The sequence below is a fragment of the Blautia sp. XA-2221 genome (assembly GCF_028767025.1).
In the GTDB taxonomy this organism is placed as follows: Bacteria; Bacillota; Clostridia; order Lachnospirales; family Lachnospiraceae; genus Blautia_A.
Genome location: NZ_JAJQXX010000001.1, coordinates 76,406 through 97,889, shown reverse-complemented (window position 1 = coordinate 97,889; position 21,484 = coordinate 76,406). Strand labels below are relative to the sequence as shown.

21 protein-coding genes are annotated in these 21,484 nt (G+C 42.9%); 3 read left to right on the top strand and 18 right to left on the bottom strand.

Going from position 1 to position 21,484, the window contains the following annotated elements; genetic code table 11:
* Positions 1 to 265 precede the first annotated feature (265 nt).
* From LU279_RS00455 to dapF, 13 genes are all read right to left on the bottom strand, one after another.
* Positions 266 to 2,419 (bottom strand): Tex family protein, encoded by a 2,154-nt coding sequence (locus LU279_RS00455; RefSeq protein WP_274419977.1) that lies wholly within the window; start codon positions 2,417 to 2,419, stop codon positions 266 to 268.
* A 57-nt stretch (positions 2,420 to 2,476) separates the two neighbouring features.
* The gene (locus LU279_RS00450) at positions 2,477 to 3,322 is read right to left on the bottom strand and encodes a DUF975 family protein (RefSeq protein ID WP_274419975.1); all 846 of its coding nucleotides are present in this window, start codon (positions 3,320 to 3,322) and stop codon (positions 2,477 to 2,479) included.
* Between the two features lie 185 nt (positions 3,323 to 3,507).
* Entirely contained in the window at positions 3,508 to 4,737 is a 1,230-nt protein-coding gene (locus tag LU279_RS00445; RefSeq protein WP_274419974.1) for a hypothetical protein, read from the bottom strand.
* A gap of 237 nt (positions 4,738 to 4,974) precedes the next feature.
* Positions 4,975 to 6,183: an aspartate kinase gene (locus LU279_RS00440; RefSeq protein ID WP_274419973.1), complete on the bottom strand. Its 1,209-nt coding sequence runs from the start codon at positions 6,181 to 6,183 to the stop codon at positions 4,975 to 4,977.
* Complete coding sequence (locus LU279_RS00435) at positions 6,177 to 7,388, bottom strand: cofactor-independent phosphoglycerate mutase (RefSeq protein WP_274420449.1); 1,212 nt, start codon at positions 7,386 to 7,388, stop codon at positions 6,177 to 6,179. Before LU279_RS00435 ends, LU279_RS00440 begins: the two co-directional genes overlap by 7 nt.
* 125 nt (positions 7,389 to 7,513) lie before the next feature.
* The gene (locus LU279_RS00430; RefSeq protein WP_274419972.1) at positions 7,514 to 8,728 is read right to left on the bottom strand and encodes a homoserine dehydrogenase; all 1,215 of its coding nucleotides are present in this window, start codon (positions 8,726 to 8,728) and stop codon (positions 7,514 to 7,516) included.
* 83 nt (positions 8,729 to 8,811) lie between these two features.
* Positions 8,812 to 9,258, bottom strand: a complete 447-nt coding sequence (locus LU279_RS00425; RefSeq protein ID WP_274419970.1) for an ACT domain-containing protein — start codon at positions 9,256 to 9,258, stop codon at positions 8,812 to 8,814.
* Between the two features lie 150 nt (positions 9,259 to 9,408).
* A protein-coding gene (prfB, locus tag LU279_RS00420; RefSeq protein ID WP_442870133.1) for a peptide chain release factor 2 occupies positions 9,409 to 10,528 on the bottom strand; the annotation gives its coding sequence in 2 pieces (ribosomal slippage) (positions 9,409 to 10,464 and positions 10,466 to 10,528; 1,119 coding nt in all).
* 178 nt (positions 10,529 to 10,706) lie between these two features.
* A complete protein-coding gene (locus tag LU279_RS00415; protein WP_274419967.1) occupies positions 10,707 to 11,474 on the bottom strand; it encodes an ABC transporter ATP-binding protein in 768 nt (255 codons plus the stop codon).
* A gap of 5 nt (positions 11,475 to 11,479) precedes the next feature.
* On the bottom strand, positions 11,480 to 12,523 hold the full coding sequence (locus tag LU279_RS00410) for a FecCD family ABC transporter permease (protein ID WP_274419966.1): 1,044 nt from the start codon (positions 12,521 to 12,523) through the stop codon (positions 11,480 to 11,482).
* A 5-nt stretch (positions 12,524 to 12,528) separates the two neighbouring features.
* Positions 12,529 to 13,683 carry an ABC transporter substrate-binding protein gene (locus LU279_RS00405; protein WP_274419964.1) on the bottom strand — a complete coding sequence of 385 codons (1,155 nt, stop codon included), beginning with the start codon at positions 13,681 to 13,683 and terminating at the stop codon, positions 12,529 to 12,531.
* A gap of 35 nt (positions 13,684 to 13,718) precedes the next feature.
* Positions 13,719 to 14,327: a class I SAM-dependent methyltransferase gene (locus LU279_RS00400; protein WP_330684508.1), complete on the bottom strand. Its 609-nt coding sequence runs from the start codon at positions 14,325 to 14,327 to the stop codon at positions 13,719 to 13,721.
* Between the two features lie 231 nt (positions 14,328 to 14,558).
* Positions 14,559 to 15,407 (bottom strand): diaminopimelate epimerase, encoded by an 849-nt coding sequence (dapF, locus tag LU279_RS00395; protein WP_274419961.1) that lies wholly within the window; start codon positions 15,405 to 15,407, stop codon positions 14,559 to 14,561.
* A gap of 222 nt (positions 15,408 to 15,629) precedes the next feature.
* Between dapF and LU279_RS00390 the strand changes: the two genes are divergently transcribed.
* Complete coding sequence (locus tag LU279_RS00390) at positions 15,630 to 16,523, top strand: helix-turn-helix domain-containing protein (protein WP_274419959.1); 894 nt, start codon at positions 15,630 to 15,632, stop codon at positions 16,521 to 16,523.
* 19 nt (positions 16,524 to 16,542) lie between these two features.
* On the opposite strand, the gene LU279_RS00385 is transcribed toward LU279_RS00390, so the two are convergent.
* The 4 genes from LU279_RS00385 to LU279_RS00370 form a co-directional block, all read right to left on the bottom strand.
* Entirely contained in the window at positions 16,543 to 17,208 is a 666-nt protein-coding gene (locus LU279_RS00385; protein ID WP_274419958.1) for a hypothetical protein, read from the bottom strand.
* Between the two features lie 40 nt (positions 17,209 to 17,248).
* Entirely contained in the window at positions 17,249 to 17,680 is a 432-nt protein-coding gene (locus LU279_RS00380; RefSeq protein ID WP_274419956.1) for a hypothetical protein, read from the bottom strand.
* Positions 17,681 to 17,758: 78 nt separating this feature from the next.
* Positions 17,759 to 18,313, bottom strand: a complete 555-nt coding sequence (locus LU279_RS00375; RefSeq protein ID WP_274419955.1) for a TetR/AcrR family transcriptional regulator — start codon at positions 18,311 to 18,313, stop codon at positions 17,759 to 17,761.
* Between the two features lie 107 nt (positions 18,314 to 18,420).
* On the bottom strand, positions 18,421 to 19,428 hold the full coding sequence (locus tag LU279_RS00370) for a DUF5050 domain-containing protein (protein ID WP_274419953.1): 1,008 nt from the start codon (positions 19,426 to 19,428) through the stop codon (positions 18,421 to 18,423).
* A gap of 460 nt (positions 19,429 to 19,888) precedes the next feature.
* On the opposite strand from LU279_RS00370, the gene LU279_RS00365 reads away from it, so the two are divergent.
* On the top strand, positions 19,889 to 20,425 hold the full coding sequence (locus LU279_RS00365; protein WP_274419951.1) for a nitroreductase family protein: 537 nt from the start codon (positions 19,889 to 19,891) through the stop codon (positions 20,423 to 20,425).
* Positions 20,426 to 20,535: 110 nt separating this feature from the next.
* Positions 20,536 to 20,814, top strand: a complete 279-nt coding sequence (locus tag LU279_RS00360) for a type II toxin-antitoxin system HicB family antitoxin (protein WP_022068876.1) — start codon at positions 20,536 to 20,538, stop codon at positions 20,812 to 20,814.
* A 15-nt stretch (positions 20,815 to 20,829) separates the two neighbouring features.
* Here LU279_RS00360 and LU279_RS00355 read toward each other — a convergent pair whose 3' ends face one another.
* On the bottom strand, positions 20,830 to 21,483 hold the full coding sequence (locus LU279_RS00355) for a dihydroxyacetone kinase subunit L (protein ID WP_274419948.1): 654 nt from the start codon (positions 21,481 to 21,483) through the stop codon (positions 20,830 to 20,832).
* Between the last annotated feature and the right edge of the window lies 1 nt (position 21,484).

The following is a 21,484-nucleotide window of genomic DNA, read 5'->3' as shown; positions in this document are numbered from 1 at the left end:
GCGGCTGCCAGACCTACTGCTAATGCTTTTTTCATTCCCTTTTCCTCCATTTTGATCCACAGTGCTTCTGACTGCAAAGAAACACAATGAACATATTTTATAAAACATACATAAAGAGGCACAACACTGTCTGCGTTCCGCCTCTCTGCATATGTCCTAATCATATCGAAAATGTTGAAAATTGTCAATACAATCAGAAAATTCAAACTATTTTTTCAATCTTCTAATTTTTTTTTAGTACTTACATTATTTGTGACTATGGTTTTTATTTAATCCCTCTCATAGAAAGGCTGATACGTTTTTTCTTCATATCAACGCCCAGTACCCGAACATCAACCACATCACCTACACTGACAGCTTCCAGGGGATGTTTAATGTATTTTTCACTGATTTCTGAAATATGGACAAGTCCGTCCTGATGAACTCCGATATCCACAAAAGCGCCGAAATCAATCACATTTCTCACAGTTCCCTTCAGGATCATTCCTTCTTTCAGATCCTTCAGATCAAGAACATCGGTACGAAGAACCGGTTTCGGCATTTCATCACGGGGATCTCGCGCCGGTTTTTCCAGCTCTTTCACAATATCTCTCAGTGTGATCTCTCCCACTCCCAGTTCTTCTGAAAGCTTTTTATAATCACTGATCTTACGGGAAATTCCGCCCAGTTTTCCTCCTGCAATATCCTCTGTGGTAAATCCCATCTTTTCCAGAAGCTTCTGAGCTGCCTCGTAGCTTTCCGGGTGTACACTTGTAGAATCAAGAGGATTTTTGCCTCCTGTGATCCTGGTAAATCCCGCACACTGCTCAAAGGCTTTCGGTCCCAGTTTCGCTACTTTCAGAAGTTCCCGTCTGCTGTTAAAACGGCCGTTTTCTTCTCTGTATGCCACGATATTTTTTGCAATCGCTTTGCTGATTCCGGAAATATATTCCAGAAGGGAAGCGGAAGCCGTATTAAGGTCTACGCCCACTTTATTTACGCAGTCCTCTACCACTCCTCCAAGAGCTTCTCCCAGTTTTTTCTGGTTCATATCATGCTGATACTGTCCCACTCCAATGGATTTTGGATCGATCTTCACCAGCTCTGCAAGAGGATCCTGAAGACGCCTTGCAATAGAAGCCGCGCTTCTTTGTCCTACATCAAAATTAGGAAACTCCTCTGTGGCAAGCTTGCTTGCTGAGTATACGGATGCACCGGCCTCATTGGTGATCACATAGGAAACCTGCTGCGGAATCTCCTTCAGAAGCTCCACAATGATCTGTTCGGACTCTCTGGATGCCGTTCCATTTCCCAGAGAGATCAGAGAAATATCATATTTTTTGATCAGCTTTTTCAGGGTATCCTTTGCCGCGCGGATCTTGGCATCAGAGGTAGGTGCTGTAGGGTAGATCACTGTTGTATCAAGCACTTTTCCTGTGGCGTCCACCACCGCCAGCTTACAGCCGGTACGGAATGCAGGATCCCATCCCAGAACCACTTTTCCCATGATCGGAGGCTGCATAAGAAGCTGTTCCAGATTTTTTCCAAATACATGAATGGCTCCGTCTTCTGCTTTTTCTGTAAGTTCACTTCTTATCTCACGTTCAATGGCCGGAGCGATCAGGCGCTTGTAGCTGTCCTCCACAACCTCTTTCAGAACAGGCGTTGTATTGGGATTGTCTTTTTTAATTACCTGACGGATAAGCCAGCCCAGGATCTCTTCCTCAGGAGCATTGATCTTTACGGTAAGGATTTTTTCTTTTTCTCCACGGTTCAGCGCAAGAACTCTGTGACCTGCAAGTTTTTTTACAGGCTCCTCAAATTCATAATACATCTCATACACTGAGCTTTCCTCTGGCTTTCTGGCAGAAGAAACAATGGTTCCCTTCTGCGCAGTCAGCTTACGGATATAGATTCTGTAATCTGCCTCATCAGAAATATGTTCTGCCAGAATATCTTTTGCTCCGTCAATAGCCGCCTTTACATCTGCAACGCCCTTTTCTTCTGATACAAAAGCCTCTGCCTCTTTTTCCAGAGATTTATCTGTCATCTGAAGCATCAGAATATTTGCCAGCGGTTCCAGTCCTTTTTCTCTGGCAATGATGGCGCGGGTACGCCGTTTCGGTCTGTATGGACGATATAAATCCTCTACCACTACAAGAGTCTGAGCTTCAAGAATCTGTTTTTTCAGCTCCGGCGTAAGTTTTCCCTGCTCTTCAATACTTCCGATCACCTGATTTTTCTTATCTTCCAGATTTCTCAGATACAGAAGTCTCTCGTGAAGAGAACGAAGCTGTTCGTCATTTAAAGAACCGGTTGCTTCTTTACGATAACGGGAAATAAACGGAATGGTACATCCCTCATCGATCAGCTTTACAGCAGCTTCCACCTGCCAGACTTCTACTCCAAGCTCCTTTGTAATCATCTGAATAATGTTCATATTTTCCTCCAGTTGTTTCATTTACATATATTTCTCAAAAAATATTTTTATCAGAGTCTATGCCTCTGAATTATAATCATCTCCTGTTTGCTGTTCCTGCAGCTCTTTATCTGCAGCAGTATCTTCCAGTTCTTTCGGAATCCAGTCTGTCACCTCATGTATATGTTTTTTCTGTTCTTCTTTCAGCTCTCCGATCACATCCATATAGAATATGGTATTGGTAGCGTATATATATGGCATTACCCACAGCAATAACACATACATCAGCAGTACGGAGATAAACATCAGAGGGATAAAGCTGATCTGAAGGATCAGATACTGTACCATATGCCCTTTCATAAGAGATGCGCTTTTTTTCAGGGCTTCTATTCCGCGCATCTGCGGATTATCTGCAAGAATATAAAATGCTATGGCAAAGGGAAGTTTTATTACCACTCCCAGAACCGTTGCCGCCACTAAACTGTACATGATCGGCTGACTCCACTCCAGAATTGCTTCCGCTGTTTCTGCTGCCGGAGCAGTCATATTTGCCAGATAATAAAACGGAATCATAAGAACTGTATCGATCAAAGAAACGATCAGCGCAGCTGACAATACTCCGTCCGACCCTTTTTTAAACATATAAATCAGATTTCCAAATCTGTACTCTCTTCTGCGAGCCATATTCAGGAGCATATAATTATACCCTGTACTTAGTACCATAGAAAGCAGAGTAACTATAAACAGAAAAGCCTGACTTAACAACCAGGACAAAAATGAGCCTCCAGGGAAAAGCTGAATCGCGATCATAGTCCCGATTGTATTTAATGCCGGAGCCGCCAGCATTGCCAGAATGGCAATTCCCCACTTTCCACTTAAAATCTGCTTTGCACAGGTTTTCCAATAACGTCTGTTTCCAATCATTTTCAACCCTCTCTTTCTTTTGCTATTTAGATACTTTAGCACGAATTAACAAAAGTGTCGATATTTTTTTAAGTTTTATAAAAGTTTTGCTGTACAGAAAAGTGCATAGAAAATATGATCTGTTTTCTTCTATCTAAATAACAGAAAAACCGCCTATCTGATGATCAGATAAGCGGTCAGATATCTTATTGTTTGTCCATTTCATGATGAACTGTGATGCTCGCCACCTTTGTAGTGCTTTCCTCCTCGTTAAACCAGAACTGTACAGAATGCTCCAGTTTGGAATCCTTGTTGGGATAAATAGTCAGATAGTTATCGCTATCCTCATAAAGATATCCTCTCTCTCCTGCCTTGGCGATCAGTTCGCTTTTATCTGCTCCGAGAGTAATATCCTCTGAAAGTTTCAGCGCAAGCACCTCCGGGTCATAGGCGCCAAAAGAAAGTTCTGTTACAAAGCAGTTTTCAATGGAAGTTGCATTTTCTGTCAGATTATGAACAGAAAATCTTACTGTCTGATTCTCTTTCATCATCTCGATAAATTCCACACCGCCGCCTTCCACAAAGGCATCCTCTGCAACATCCTTCATTTCCCATCCATTTTCCAGAAAAACTGATACAGGAGCAGGAAGCCGGTAAAGATTTCCCATGAACTCCACTTCCGGATCCATAAAATCACTTCCCAGGGCTGCAGGAGCCTGATAATTTGTTACAATTTCCGGTACCTCTGTACTGACGCTTCCTTTGTCAAAATTTTCCGGCTCTTTAAAATTCCGGATATCAGCCTGGAGAAGTGTGTTGGTTTCTTTATAAACATAAAGTTCCACCTTTTCGTAGGAATCTTTTTCATAGGTCAGTTTTGTATAGAGATCTCCGTCATAAACATCGCTTGGCTCGCCATATGCCGCCTTAATATCATCTATATTGGAAACACCCATGGAAATACCGCCCGGAAGATTTACAGGAGTTGCAGTCAGATCCGTATCTCCCCAGCTCATATCAAGCTTGATCCCTGCTACCAGACAATCTTTGACAGCTGCCTCATTAATACCAAAATTGATCACATTAACATAAGCGCTTACTTCACCATTATTAAATGTTACCATTGCATAGGAACCTGTGGGAACCATAGTATCCGGACTGTCATTTTCACTGAGGGTCCAGCCAAGAGCCGTGAACTCGTCATAAGTCATAGGAAGCTGAATAAGCTTGCCTGCATATTCCACCTGGAAGCTGTAAACATCTGTTCCAAGTCCGGATGTCGAAGCAGTATCTGCGGTTTCCCCCGCCTGAGAAGCTGCTTCCCCTGCTGCCGCCTCTGTAGCCGCTTCTGTTGTCTGCTCTGTTGCCCATACCATTGAGGGCGCGCTGAAGGTCATACATCCGGCAAGCAGAAATACTAAATATTTTTTCCTCATATATTCATCCTCCATTGGTTATTTTTTCTATTATATCGAAACCGAAGGCATTTTTCCAGTTATTTTTCACAATTTTTGTTGTGTCAATTTGCAGATTTTATCCTTTATATCAAAAATATATTTTTGCCTGACACGGCGTACTTTTCACATCCCGCTATCCGGTATAATGTTCCGGTATATATGACAAAATCCCATTTCAGCCCTGAACTGAAATGGGATTTTATATGTATATTCAGATCAATCAGCCAGATTAAAGGCATCATGAACTGCATTCATTGCACGGATACCGTCTTTTTCATTAATAAGAACTGTCACACGGATCTCAGAGGTGGAGATCATATTAATGTTCACACCTTCATTATAAAGGCTTTCAAACATTTTTGCTGCCACACCCGGGTTACTCATCATGCCTGCTCCTACAATGGAAAGCTTTGCAACATTTCTTTCAGAATGGATTTCTTTATATCCCAGTCTTGCCTGATGCTCTTCCAGAGCTGCCACAGCCTCATCAAGATCTTTGTCATCCACTGTAAAAGAAATATCCTTTGTTCCTGCCCGTCCGATAGACTGCAGGATCACATCAACGTTAATATTTTTCTTTGCAAGAACATCAAAAAGTTTAAATGCCACTCCCGGCAGGTCTTTCAGACCAATTACTGCGATTCTCACTGCCTCTGTATCAAGGGCAACTCCACTGATCAGCATTCTTTCCACTGTTACTTCCTCCTTTACAACAGTTCCTTCACTTGTATTCAGGCTTGAACGCACCACAAGAGGTACTCCGTATTTTTTAGCCATTTCCACAGAACGGTTGTGAAGTACACCCGCTCCCAGTGTTGCCAGATCAAGCATTTCATCATAGGTGATCTCTTTCAGCTTTCTGGCTGACGGTACTTTACGTGGATCAGCTGTATAAACTCCGTCCACATCTGTATATATCTCGCAGGCATCTGCATGCAGAGCGGCAGCAAGAGCCACTGCTGTAGTATCAGAGCCGCCTCTTCCCAGAGTTGTATAATCATCATATTTGTCGATTCCCTGGAATCCGGTTACTACTACGATCTTACGGCTGTCCAGCTCTCTTCTGATACGCTCCGTATCAATTCGTTTCAGTCTGGCATTGCCATGTACGCTTGTGGTATGCATAGATACCTGAAAAGCATTAAGTGACACTGCCGGAACGCCCAGGCTGTCCATTGCCATACTCATAAGAGCTACAGACATCTGCTCTCCAATGGTGAACAACATATCCATTTCTCTTTTTGGCGGTTTTTCACTGATATCCCGTGCCATGGAGATCAGTTCATCTGTGTACTTGCCCATTGCAGAAAGTACCACCACTACATCGTTTCCTTTTTTATAATCCTCGATACACCTTCTGGCAACATTAAAAATACGCTCCTTGTCTGCCACTGAGGTGCCTCCGAATTTTTTTACAATTAACATAATTTTCCTCCGAAAAGATATTTCATCATATCCCAGCCGTATTCTATTTTGATTCCGCTTTCAAGAGCTTCCTTTTCATTATAATGCCGTTTATGGCTCCGGGGAGCTGTACTGTCATAAAGAAGATAAGGTACCGGTTCCGCCACATGGGTCCGTACCTCCACAGGCGTAGGATGATCCGGAAGGATCAGCATCCGGTAATCCTCTCCCGATGCATCCAGTCCTGCTTTTACCAGGCGTATCAGCCTCTGGTCAAGATATTCTATAGAGCGGATCTTGCGCTCAACGCTTCCCTGATGCCCCATTTCATCCGGAGCTTCCACATGAATATACGCAAAATCATAGCCTTCTTCTGTCAGAGCCTTTACCCCAGCACGGGCCTTCCCTTCATAGTTGGTATCAAGTCCGCCGTTTGCTCCTTCCACGATCCTGCAGTCCATTTCCGCTCCTGCCGCAATTCCTTTAAGCAGATCTACAGCAGAGATCATCACACCCTTTTTGTGATAAATCTCCTCAAAAGATGTGAGAACAGGCTTTGTGCCCACCCCCCAGAACCAGAAACTGTTTGCCGGGTTCAGTCCCTGCTCTTTTCTTTTCCGATTCAAGGGATGGTCCTTCAGGATCTCGTAGCTTTTTTTCTGCATGGAAAGAAGCATTTCGTCCTGCGGAAGATAATCTCTGACCGTCTGTGTCAGCACATCATGAGGAGGTGTAAGCTCCAGTTTTTTTCCGTTGTCCCACACAAGGCAGTGACGATAGCTGGTTCCCACATAAAAACTGCAGCTTTCGTTTTTTAGCTCTCTGCATACGTCATTGAAAAGAACTGCCGCGTCCTCCGTACTGATCTCACCGGAGCTGTGATCCAGGATTCTCTGTTCCTCATAAGGAACATCCTCCTCTGTCAAAGTCACAAGATTACAGCGATAAACCACATCGCTTTCTTTCATGTCCACTCCGATGCTCAAAGCTTCCAGAGGTGATCTCCCTGTGTAATATTTTCGGGGATCATACCCCATTACAGAAAGATTTGCTGTATCGCTTCCCGGCGCCATCCCTTCCGGTATGGTGGAAACAGTTCCGATTTCAGACATTCCCGCCAGTTCATCCATACAGGGGGTGTCGGCACAGGAAAGAGGTGTTCCGCCATTCAGACTTTCCATTGGCCAGTCTGCCATTCCATCTCCCAAAACCACAACATATTTCATAATTACCTCCTCGCTGTCTGTTATCTCAGACATTCAGGTACGCTCCCGACGACGACGTCTCACTGCCGGACATTCGGTTGCTCTTCTGAGCAGCTGTCCCTGGCTACTTTCAGGAACTTCTCAGATCAGTCCTTTACACGGATCATGGAAACTACTTTTCCGTTCAGGAGGGCTGCTTTTTCTTTATATTCAGCCTGCTTCATTGCAGAAGTCACAAATGCAAACTCTCCCGGAAGCTTCTTCAGATTAACGATCTCAACCTTTCCGAACACTTCCTCCACCTGCTCTACAGTAGCTCCTTTTACTCTTACAAAAAATCTTCCTGCAACCTGATCCAGTTCCATCAGATGAAGCTGTCTGCTGGTCCAGTTTGTCATAATATTTCTGTGGAGATGTTTTGCCTCGTCCACAACGTCTGCTACAACAGCGCTTGCTGTTGGCAGCTTGCCTGCGCCGCTTCCGTAAAACATTGCATCTCCAAGGACATTCCCATGTACAAACACACTGTTAAATACACCGTTGACACTGTACAGTGGGCTGTTTTTTCCAAGAAGGAACGGCGCTACCATTGCATAGAAGGAATCTTTTCCCACTTTGCGGCTGGTTGCCAGAAGCTTGACTGTCATTCCCAGTTCTGCCGCATATTCCATATCCTCCGGTGTGATCTTTGTAATACCCTCTGTATAGATTTCCTCGTAATTCAGGAATTTTCCATAGGCAAGTGAAGAAAGAATGGCAATTTTACGGCATGCATCATAACCTTCCACGTCCGCTGTAGGATCTGCCTCTGCATATCCCTTTTCCTGAGCCTCTTTGAGAACTGCATCAAACTCAGAACCCTCGGTACTCATTTTATAAAGCATATAGTTTGTTGTTCCATTGAGGATTCCGGTGATCTCATCAATCTCATCTGCCGTAAGAGAGGAATTCAAAGCACGGATAATCGGAATACCACCTCCGCAGCTTGCCTCAAACAGGAAATTGATATCCTTTTCACGGGCAATCTCCATAAGCTCCGGACCATGCTTTGCAACGAGAGCCTTGTTGGAAGTACATACGCTTTTTCCAGCCTCAAGCGCGCGCTTCACAAAGGTATATGCAGGTTCAATGCCGCCCATGACCTCAACAACAATATCTACCTCCGGATCATTGACGATGATCTCATAATCATGTACCAGAATCTCCTGTACAGGATCTCCCGGAAAATCTCTGAGGTCCAGTACATATTTGATGTTGATCTCTGCGCCGGCCCTTTTATTAATACTCTTATGGTTTGTGTTGATAACCTCAACGACACCGCTGCCTACTGTGCCGTATCCTAATACTGCTATATTTACCATATCTTCCTCCCATATAAGTTTCTTCCTGCTGTCTTCTGCTTCTGTGCCGTCCTACAACAGCCTTTTCGATGGTCCGGCTATTCTCATCCCTGAAGTTTCAGATAATGGATTCCTTCAGTTCTCTCAATATCCTCTACCATAGCTTCTGTATTTCCTCTTCCTGGAAGAATATCCACACTCAAAGTCAGTGTGGCTACTCCGTTAATAGGAATACTCTGATGAATGGTAAGGATATTACCGTGAAACCTTGCTATGGTCTGAAGAACCGTGGACAAAAGTCCCCGCTCGTCGTCCATCTGTATAATAAAGGTAATGGTTTTTCCTCTTGCCTGTTCATGAAAAGGAAAAATATCATCCTTATATTTATAAAAAGAACTGCGGCTGATCCCTGTCTGCTCCGCTGCGTCCTGAACCGTGCTTACCTTTTCTGATTTAAGAAGGCGCTTGGCCTGCAATACCCTCAGAAGCACTTCGGGAACTGCCCTTTCTTTTACTACATAATATTTATTTTTTTCTGCTGTTTTTTCCATGTCCTTTCTCCTGTATATGATAAAAAGATATCCCCCGAAGGGATGTCCGTTTCAAAAAGACACCTGTTTTCCTACGAGGGATATGTTATCACACCTGAGTACAGTCTGCAAGTATTTTTTGCAAAGCACCCATAAAGAGAAGAGCAGAACCTACTCTGCTTTTTTTGACAGGGCGATCCATTTCAGATATGCATTGATAAACAGATCGATCCCTCCATCCATCACTGCATCCACATTTCCTGTTTCTTCATTTGTACGGTGATCCTTCACCATAGTATACGGCTGCATAACATAGGAACGGATCTGATTGCCCCAGCCGATCTCTGTCACCTCTCCGCGGATACCGGAAAGCTTTTCCTCTGCCTCCTGCTGCTTCAGAAGATAGAGCTTGGCTTTCAACATCTGCATGGCTTTATCCTTGTTCATATGCTGGGAACGTTCATTCTGGCACTGTACCACGATTCCGGTTGGGAAATGTGTGATACGGATAGCAGAAGAAGTCTTGTTGATATGCTGTCCGCCGGCACCGCTGCTTCGGTAAGTATCAATACGGATATCTTCGTCATTGATCTCCACATCCAGATCTTTTTTGATATCCGGCATTACGTCACAGGATACAAAAGAAGTCTGACGTTTACCTGCTGCATTAAACGGTGAAATACGGACAAGACGGTGTACACCCTTCTCGGATTTCAGATAACCATAGGCATTTTCTCCGTTTACCTGGAAAGTAACGGATTTTACTCCGGCCTCGTCGCCATCAAGATAATCAAGCACTTCCATGGTGAATCCTTTACGGTCTACCCAGCGGCTGTACATACGGTACAGCATTCCGCACCAGTCGCAGGCCTCAGTTCCTCCCGCACCGGCATTCAGCTTGATAATGGCATTTTCGCTGTCATACTCTCCTGAAAGAAGTGTTTTTACTCTGATGTTATCAAAATCAGTACGGAACTCATCCAGCATTTCCTGAATTTCAGGAATAAGATCCGGATCGTTTTCCTCGTACCCCATCTCGATCATGGTTTCCATATCATCCATCTGTGTTACCAGGTTATGATAGGTTTCCATATCGTCCTTCATGCTTTTCAGCTCTTTCATTTTTTTCTGGGACACTTCTGCATCATCCCAGAAATCAGGCGCTTCCATCTCGCGCTCTAATTCTTCAACCCGCTTTTCTTTATTAGCCAGGTCAAAGTGAATCCCTCACTTCCACTAATGGTTCTGTGTATGTTGCAAGAATACTCTTGAACTGATCTAACTCAACCACAGCTTCACCTACTTTCTTTATATTTGTCAAGACAATGCCAGTTCCAAAAAACGGCACATATCAAGTGTTCCTAGCATACCATATCCTTTGCCAAACTTCAAGAGAAGCAGCAAAAGAAGCCGGTAAACAGGACAAAAACGCCGGTCTCTCAAAAACAGAAACCGGCGTCTTATATACATTATATCACTCTGTCAATGGGAACCAGATGATGTTTCCCATACTGATCTGTGTACAGTTCTGACTCCACACGATAAACATCTCTTAACATTTCTGAGGTAAAAATCTTTTCCGGTTTATCGTCCTGATAAACGCCTCCCGAATCGATCACAACCACATGATCGGAATATTTCGCAGTGATATCCAGGTGGTGCAGCGTTACCACTGTTGTAAACTGTCTTTCTTCTGTAATTTCTTTCAGAAGGTCCATAAGATAAAACTGACGGTTCAGATCCAGGGCGCTTGTAGGCTCATCCATAAGGATGATCCTGGGATTTTTTATCAGTGTCTGCCCTATAAAAACCAGCTGCTGCTGTCCGCCTGACAGCTCCGAGATCCTTCTGTGAGCAAAAGGAGTCAGCGATAACAGGCGCATAATCTCCTCTACCTTTTCCATATCAGAATCTGTAATTCTGAACTTCAAGTCATTCAGAAGTCCAAGCAGGATTATTTCATAAACATTCAGCTCTGCATCGCATACCGTATTCTGGTTCAGATAACTGACCGTACGGGAAATCTCATCAGAAGATAAATCTTTGCGATTTTTCCCGCAAAACAAAACGTCTCCGGTTCCCTTATTCAAACCGGCAATACATTTTAAGATGGTACTCTTCCCCGCACCGTTTGCGCCTATAATAGCTGTGATCTCGCCGGGCCGGGCACAAAAACTGATCCTGTCCAGAACAGAAGTTTTCCCATAACTAAATGACAGATTTTTTACTTCCAGCATGTACTTCACCTCTTTCTGAGAATCAATGCAAAAAATACCGGCACACCGATCAATGACGTTAAGATTCCAATGGGGAAAACCGCGCCCGGAACGATTATCTTTGACACAACCGATGCGATGGACAAAATAGCCGCTCCCCCAAGAGCAGACATTGGAATAAAGAATCTCTGATCCTCGCCCAGCAAGATCCTGGCAATATGAGGACCTACAATTCCTACAAAACCAATACTTCCAACAAATGCCACTGCTGTTGCAGTCAGAAGAGAAATCATAATAAACATCTGCATACGAAGCCGTTCCACATTAATGCCCATACTCTTTGCTCTTTCATCTCCAATGCTCATGGCTGTCATTTTCCAGGACTTTGTAAATACAAATACAAATGCAAGCAAAAATACAACTGCTATCATTGTAACATTGGACCAGTCTGCTTTCATAAGACTTCCAAAAGTCCAGAAAACAATATTGGACAGTTCTTCCGGAGAAGCCATATACTGGAGAAATGACTGCCCGGCTTCAAAAAAGAATACCATACCGATTCCGGCAAGGATCATGATCCCCGATGTAAAACGTTTGACTTTACTGATAAAATAAATTCCCATACACGCCATCAGGGCAAAAACAAACGCACACATAGGTACCAGAAAGTTTCCCAATACCGCAAGCGCTCCCAATCCTGTTGTCAGAGCAATCGAGGCGCCAAATCCGGCTCCGGCAGACAGTCCCAGAGTGTAGGGACTTGCCAGCGGGTTATTCAGTATCGTCTGCATGACTGCACCGGACAATCCCAGTGAAGCCCCTACCACGATTCCCATTACTGCTACCGGAAGACGCATCTGCCAGACAATCACTCTGGAAATTTTATCAACACTTCCCGGACAAAACAGCGCCTTCAGAATTTCCGGCACAGGCATTTCAGATGCGCCAAGTAAAACTTCCATCAGAAAGCTGATGATACAAAGGCAGAGTCCTCCGATAATGATCAGAAGTTTTTTTCTGGTATTTTCTTTATAACGAAATACTTCTTCTGTTTTAGCTCCTGTCGTCATACTGGTTAATACCTCATAAACCAGTTACCGCCAAAGGAAAACGGAAGAAATTCATCAAAAAATTCTTTCAGAGTAGCTGTCGGATCCAAATCTGCAAATTCTTCCGGCCAGATTGCCTGCGCCAGCGCTTCTATGGTAGCACAGTCAAAAATATAACGGGAAAGAACCTGCTGTACAATGTAAACCTCTTTATTTTTGTATGCTGTCAGTTCTGTCCAGCCGTCTCTCTTTGCAAAATAATCGTCCACCAGTTTTCTTGTTTCTTCTTCTGTGCTTTTATATCCCATACGGATAGAGCCTGGTGTTTCAGGCGCATACAGGCCTGCAAAAATGATCTTTTCCGGATCCAGCTTTAACAGAAATTCCGGCTGAAGATCTCCTCTGTGCTCTACAACGCCTTCACCACTTGGAACTCCTCCTGCAAGATGTACCAGTTTTCCCCACATGTAATCGCTGGCAAAGCTGTCGGGCAGTCCCTCCGGACCTTTATAACCAACCTCCATATGAACTACAGGTCTTTCGTTTGTTTTTAAAAGTTCATCTACTTTTTCATATACCGGTTCTACGTGTGATGTGTAAAAATCAATTAATTCCTGAGCTCTCTCTTCCTCGCCAAACATCTGTCCCATGATTTCCATAGACTGAATATGTTTTTCCAGGACCTCTGCATGAAAATCAATGTACACAATCGGAATATCTACTGCTTCAAACTTGTCCTGATATCCTCCGTCCACAATTGCTTCCTTCAGACCTATGGGAACCAGAACTGCATCCGCTTCGCTGGAAACAGCTGCTTCCATATTAAATGTACTGTCACCAAGTGAACCAAAATCCGGAAGCTCCTTCAATTCCGGAACATCTTCAGTAAATACCTCCCACATATCTGCGTTTGTTTCCTGCAGACCGGCATCCAGATTTGCCATATGATCCGTCAGATCTTCTCCAAACAGAGCCGCCATGGTAAAAAACGGACCGCCTGCAGCTGTCCACTGAATGATCACCTTATCTACCGGTTCTTCAAATGTGTGTTCCTGTCCGTCAAGATCTGTAAATGTAATTTCCTGTGTTTCCTCTGCCTGAACAGTGATTCCTCCGGCTGAACATACAACTGTCCCCGAAATTCCTGCAATTAATAAGCGTTTCCATAATGTGTTTTTCATTTTTTTCTCCTTTAAAACGGTTTACTTTATTCCCATTACACAAATCCAGTTTTTTCTTCATCCTTATAAACTCTGGTTCCAGAAAATCCTGCTTCCTGCAAATACTGCGTCAGCTGCTTTTCGTTGTATAAATGCATTCCATCAATCATCTGAACCCATTGCTGATCGATTTCCTTGGTGCCGTCTGTATCATTTACGATCATAAAACAGCCCTTTGGCTTTAATATTCTGAATACTTCCTGAAAACTCTTTAATGGTCCCGGCCAGAAATAAACTGTTTCAAATGCAGTTGCCAGCTCCACGGACTCATCTTCCAGAGGCATGGCTGAAACATCTCCCTGTACAACCTTGCATCTGCCTTCCTGTATGGCTTTTTTATTTACCTGACAGGTCTTTTTAACAGAAACAGCTGAATAATCCAATGCAGTTACAGAAGCATCCGGATATTTTTTCAGCAGCTGTTCCACATTACGTCCACCACCGCATCCCAGTTCTGCAATCGTACACGGATTTATTTCTTTCAGATGATCCATTCCCCAGTCAGATACCTCTGCATGGCCTGTATTCATGGTATTTACCATACGTTTTCCCAACAGTCCCACAGGTTTTCTCGTATTATTGTAATATTTTTCCCTGATTCCCATAACTCCCTCCCTTTTATTCTTTTTATAAAGCATATAAAAATCATGCAGGAAATGTTCATTAAACAACACTATATCATGTTGCATAATAGACTCACAAGTCCCCACGGGGGATATGAATGCTGTTTTCAGGCAATAAAAAAACACCGTTTCTTTACAAATGAAATTTCCCTTATCCCAGAAAGAATTCAGTCATTTCATCCGCAAAACAACGGCGTTTTATGTTTTTATTTATCAGGAGAAAAAGCTCTCCGCAACCCTCATATCCGCAATATATCCAACACTTCCGGTCATATAAACATCACCGTTATCCGTAATGTCGATCTGGATCATTCCGCCGGGCTGGTTCACATTTACGCGGCTCTCCACCATTCCCAGACGGTAGGCGGTCACTGCTGCCGCGCAGCTTCCGGTACCGGATGCTTTTGTATAGCCGGAACCTCTTTCCCATATCTCAATATCCAGATTTCCTGTGTCAATCTTACGACAGATCTGGAGGTTCATCCTTTCCGGAAACTCATCTGCATTTTCCACATAAGGTCCCAGTTCCTTTACCATCTCCTTGCTGACTTTGTCCATAAAAATAATGCAATGAGGATTTCCGACTGTCAGACAGGTTGCTTTGTAAGCCTTTCCCTGAAAAGAGAAATCCTCATTGATCACTTCACGGATCTCTCCTGTTACCGGTATTTCCTCTGACAAAAAGGAAGCCTTTCCCATATTTACACGAAACTCTGTTGCACGGCTGTTCAGACATTCTACTTCAATAGGGCCGGACAACGTTTCGATCGAAAACTTCTTTTCTTTCACATAGCCCTGATCCATAAGGTATTTTGCAAAAATCCTTACTCCGTTTCCACTGATCTCAGCCTCGCTTCCGTCTGCATTAAAAATATGCACACCTGTTTTGCCATTGATCTCCACAGGTCCGTACAGAACTCCGTCTGCTCCCAGTCCGAATCCTCTCTGACACATAAGAGCAATTTTTTTGCCCTGAAGCTGTACACGATTTTTGTTTGGATCCAGAACCAGATAATCATTGCCAAGTCCCTGATATTTCACCATTGTAATGCAGCCTGCCATCTAAAAACCCTCCATTGAATCTTATGTTCACGTTTATTATAATACCATTATATCTGATATTTTTTCTATGTATATAGGATAAAATGCCAATGATATTGCAAAAAATGCTCCTGTTGTCATTTGCCCTATACCCGACAGCCTGAGCATTTATCCAATGTCCACACTTGCAGTAATTCCTTATCTGCGATAAACTGAACATAATCAATAAAGGAGCTGAAGCCCATGAATACTTCTTCTGACCACCTGGATACCCGGTCTGCTTCCTGCGATTCAGAACCGACAGAGAATTCTTTTATTCCCGTCCAAAAAGAAAAAACCGGATATCTGAAAGAAGACTTCCGGTTGTTTCACATTAAAGATCAGACTGAAAAAGAATATTTTTATCATTATCATGATTTTCATAAAATCATTATTTTTCTCTCTGGAAAAGTCACCTATCATATAGAAGGAAAAGCATACCATCTGAAGCCCTGGGATATGCTGCTGATAAGCCGGGGCTCCATTCATATGCCGGAAATCGACTTTTCGCTTCCCTATGAGCGGTTTATTCTGTGGATCAAAGATGATCTGAAAGCCTCTGAGCTAAATACCTGTTTCCAAAAAGCAAATGACCGCAGCTTCAGCCTGATACGTCTGGATGCCCGTCTTATGGAGCAGATAAAAAATATTCTCTGTGAACTGGAAGCATCCATGTCCGGTACACAATTTGGAGATCCGCTTCTGAAACAGGCTCTTTTCACTCAGTTTATGGTTCATGTAAACCGCATTTTTCTGCAAAAGCAGTATATTACTGACCAAAAATCCTATTCCTCTGACTCTCATGTAGAGCAGCTTGTGTCATATATCAACCAGAATCTTGAAAAAGATCTTTCCATTGACGCTCTGGCATCCCGGTTCTTTTTCAGCAAATATCATATGATGCGAAAATTTAAGGAGGAAACCGGCTGTACCATCCATAATTATGTTACAAGCAAACGGCTCCTCCTTGCCCGCTCTCTGATCGCTCAGGGAACGCCGGTTATAAAAGCGGCTCTACAAAGCGGCTTCCGAGATTACACCACTTTTTCCCGCGCCTATAAAAAACAGTTCCGCCAGCCTCCTGCCCGAAAGCAGTAGGCTGCAATAGCATAGCATCTTATCTGGCCTGTTTTTTCATGGCATAATATCCGATCATAACTGTCCATACATAAGCGCAGGTTTTTGGAATCATCAACATTCCAACTGCCGGTATGGTGTCTGCCCAGAGTACAACAGGAATATAAAATCCGAAGCTCAGTACAATGGTAAGCCACATCCAGCGGAAATCTCTGTCTTTATGCTCTTTCGCACTTCTGTAAAACAGAACGATCACGATCAGACCAAGAATTGCAAATGGAATGTTTCTGTAAATTCCCCAGGACAACGGCGCATCGGCACTTGTCCAGGCGTTCTGAGGAAACAGACAGAGTACAATACGAAGAGCTGCCATCGCATATACGGCTATTGTAATTTCTTTTTTTCCTTCAATCTTATAACGATTTCTCCATACATAATACAGAAGAATATAAAATACAGTCATTGTAATAGAGGTAATAAATTTACCGATACCAAGAGCTGCTGTATAGTTTTCCAGTCCTGTTGTACATAACGCATATGCCCGTGGAACCAGATGGAACGCATCTCCGCATCCCAAAGTGACTGCCATAATTCCAAACAGACGATACTGTCTGTCTCCTTTGCTTTGTCTGATCATTTTGATTCCTACGGTAATAACCAGAACAAGATAAACTACATCAAATAAAGTTTCTCCAAAAGCCTGCATAATATTTGTCTCCTTTTTTATTATTTATTTCACAGCATTTCTATGCTGTTTTTTTCTGTAATCGGATTTCTCTGAAATAATTTCTGCCAAAAAGAATCCCTGCCAGCAAAAGTGAGGCGCCAAGACCGGAATAAAACACAGCAATAAATACCTCCGGGCCAAGACCGGACTCTCGAATATAAATCCCTCCTGTCATCATAACAGCCATGATCACAAAAGATTTCACATCAAAGAATTTCAGAAAAAACTGTTTTTCTTCTTCGTATGCCCGTATTCTCTTTGTATGTTTTTTTACCAGTTTTCCAAAGATAAAATACTGAAAAACAGTAAACACCATAACAGAAAGAACAATATTTCCCACAGTAACATAGGAAGGGTATACCAGAAGTCCTATGCGCAGAATATTGATTCCTGCAATTCCCCATACCAAACATGCGATCATAAGCAATATATTCTTTTTTACTTTGAACATTTCCTGTTCCTCCTTTCTGAACATTGTTCACTTTGTTTCCAAATAAGGTGCAGAAACATCTGCTTCTGCACATAACTATCAGTAAATCAGTCTTCTGACCATTTCCAGAATAGAACTGCTGTCATATTTTTTTTGCAGCATATCCGCAAGAATCAGGGAAAATACAAGCTCTGCCAGCATTTCTCTGGTAAAGGACTCATCAAAGGCGTCCTGACGGATCTTTTTATCCTGAGCCATCACCATACAGAATCCCCTACGCATATGATTCCAGGACCTGGCCATTAACTGCTGCCCTCCTGCCTTTTCGCCTGCGGCAAAACCTACGGAGTGAAGTGCAAAAAATCCGGGATATTTCTGTTCCCCTTTTTCCAGACTGGTAAACACCCACTGGATACATTCTGTAAAGCTGTCAAACGCATCCTCATCTGAAAAATGAAAAATATCACACCAGATACTTTCTACGGTAGCAGCCATCAAATCTGCTTTTGAATTAAAATAATTATAAATAGAGCCTACCGAAACTCCACATGCTCCGGCAACACTTCTGATGTTCACCGCAGCCCAGCCTTTTTCCCGGATCAGCTGCCTGCTGGCTTCAAGAATCGCTGCCCTGGAGGTAACAACTGTATTCATTCTATCGTTCTCCTGTTTCCCTGATCACACCTTTGAAACTATTTTCAATATGAACAATGTTCATTATAGTGTTCTGCTCTCTTTTTGTCAAGATTTATTTTTAAAAATCATGGTTCCTTTGCCGCATTGACTGCATTTGAATTATACCATTGCCCGATCAGCCTTTTTTGTCCTGTATGTGTATCCAGCTCCCATAGCTCTGCATTATCATTCATCGACTCTGGACGAAACTGCGTAAAACAGATTTTATCTTCTAATTCATAAAATCCGCCGCCCATATATAAATGAAATTCTCCCAGGTCATAGCTGGTTTCCTCACTTGTACGGAGATCTTTTCGATACAGAGTGGTATACCCGTTATTTTCCTGCTTATAGTACAATCCAGTTCCGCTGACAATGCTTTTGGCCTTCTGATTTCTCAGCAATATCTCTGTTTCACTTGTGTGAACATCAAAGGAACAGGTTGTATATAAAGAATCCTCCCCCTGTACCATATAATAAAGCTTATGATCCAAAGCCCCCAGACGAAGCCCATTCACTCCTGACATTGATCTGATATTTCTGTATCCCGGTTCTGAACAGTACCACATTCCATTATCCAGAGATGTGGAAAACCAGAAGTTTTCATTGCCTGCTCTGAATCTGTAAGGCAGGGCCTCCTGATTTTCTCCTGTGTCCAGATTGATCCTGCGGCTTTTCTGATTTCCCTTTTCATCTGCAGCAGTATAATAAATAAATCCTTCGTCAATACACAAAAAAGTGGAAGGATGGGCATCTTCTGCCAGAACCTCCTGCCCGGATCCGTCCAGGTTCATTCGTATGATCGGGGCCGGATCTTTTTCTTCCCCGTTATTTTTTCTCCAGTAAATTTTATTCTCATATACGGCAATGGTGTCCATATAATTTCCTGACAGAGATGTATATCCCTCTGCATTTACATTATATACAGTATAAACATTGCCATTATTTTCCCACATCCTTGCAGAATACAGCATCTGGTCACAAGACTGCTTTTCCATATTTTCTGATGCTTCTGCCACTCTGACGCTGCACATGCCTCCTGCAAGACACAACGCAGCCAGTCCCACTGCACATAACTTTTTCATTTTTCTCATTCTTTCATCTCCATAAATATTACTGTAAATTTATAACTGTAAATACAAACCAGTTCCTTCTGACTGTACTGTTTGTTCCTGATTCTTCTATAGAACTATAAAAAACAAATTCCCACGCTGCCAGATACCTCTTATAGTTCTCAGACAACGTGGGAATCTTTTTCTTTTTCATTCGCACCGAACAATTTTAGTCTAACAGTTTTTCACATACTTTCAAGGTGTGGCAACATTTGTGGGTGATTTATTTTTATTTTTATCATAAACCATATTCTCTTTGCCAAATCCTCAAAAAAATGTCATAATAGTAATATCTGATATAACTGTCCAAAAACCGACAGAACATCTGCTTAATATGAGCAAAAGGTGAATGCAACGCTTCTGTAGTTCTGCTGATTTTAAACAATGAAACCTTCACCTTTCAATAAAATACTTCATTTATACACGTAAAGGAGAAACATATATGGAATTTCAAGAGCTGATCGAAAAAAGAAGAAGTGTCCGCAAATACAGCGCCGGACACCGGATCCCTAAAGAACATATTATGGAAATGATCCAGGCTGCCCAGGAAGCGCCATCCTGGAAAAATTCCCAGACAGGCCGCTACTACTGTCTTTTGTCCGAAGAAATGACCCGGCAATTTCGCGCAGACTGCCTTCCTTCCGGCAATGCCCTGAAATCTGAAAATGCAACCCTTATTGTTACAACCTTTGTACGCAACCGCTCCGGCTTCAAACAGAACGGAACTGCAGACAATGAACTTGAAAACGGCTGGGGCTGTTATGATCTTGGACTGCAGAATGCAAACCTTGTTCTCAAAGCAGAAGAACTGGGTTACGGCACTCTGATCATCGGCATACGGGATGCCCAGAAAATAAGAGAATTTCTTTCTGTTCCAGAGGAAGAAATCATTGTTTCCGTGATTGCCGTAGGCATACCTGCCGAGGAGCCTAAACGCCCCAAACGCAAAGAAACCAAAGATATCGTAAGCTTTTTATAAAATTACATATCCCAAATTTCCCTCTCACAGATAATTTTTCTTTTCTATCGCTGTGAGAATATGTTACAATACTTTTCATAACATTTTGTAACAAACAGTAGGAGGTGTATATGAAATTTATTTATCCTGCGGTATTCCGCAAAACTGAAAATGGAACTTATCATGGATTTTTCCCGGATCTGGAATGCTGCTATGCTGACGGCGACACTCTGGACGATGCCATTGATAATGCAAATGAGGCAGCGTATAACTGGATTTCTCTGGAACTTTCTGAGGATGACTGCAATCTCCCGTCTGTTTCTGATAAAGAAGATATGGAGCTTCAGGAAGGAGATATTGTACGGAATATTTCTGTGAATATCCGATTTTACGAAGGCTGGGACGAATAAATCGCCCCAGCCTTTTTACTCAGCACATATGTAATGATAAAGTCCCAAAATCTTATAATAACCGGCAACCGCCCCCTGATCGACAACACCCTCACATTGTGTCGCATGAACTGCTGCTTTTCCAAATACAGGAACCATATTTCTGGTCGCTTCTACGCCTTCTTTTGCAGCATTAAGCGCCGCTGTCACTACTTCCATCAGAGAAGCTTCCGGTTTCTTTTCGATCAGATCCTCAGCTGCCTGAGCTGCCGGGAATACAGAATCATAAATTGTACGCTGTCCTGTCTGACATTTACCTCTCTTTTGTATACCGGCTGCAAATCCCATAAGATATGCTGCCAGCCCTTTTCCATCTATTTCTGTCTTTCCCTTTAAATTTTTTCCACCCTCCATAATACCACTGGACATAAGAAATCCCATTGTAGAGGGGACAAGTCCTGACATCTTCATTCCGGATTTCATAAGAAGTTTCCCTATATCTCCGTCAGCTCCATCCATTTCATTATGTATCAGCTCCGGAAGAGAACCATATCCCTTACTCATAGTAAGTCCTAAATCACCATCACCCAGCCGGGCATCCATTTCGCATAATTCCTCTTTTTTCTCTACAAAAAGTTCACCCACAGAGGCAAACAGATCCGGTATATGGTCAAATGTAATTATTTCCATA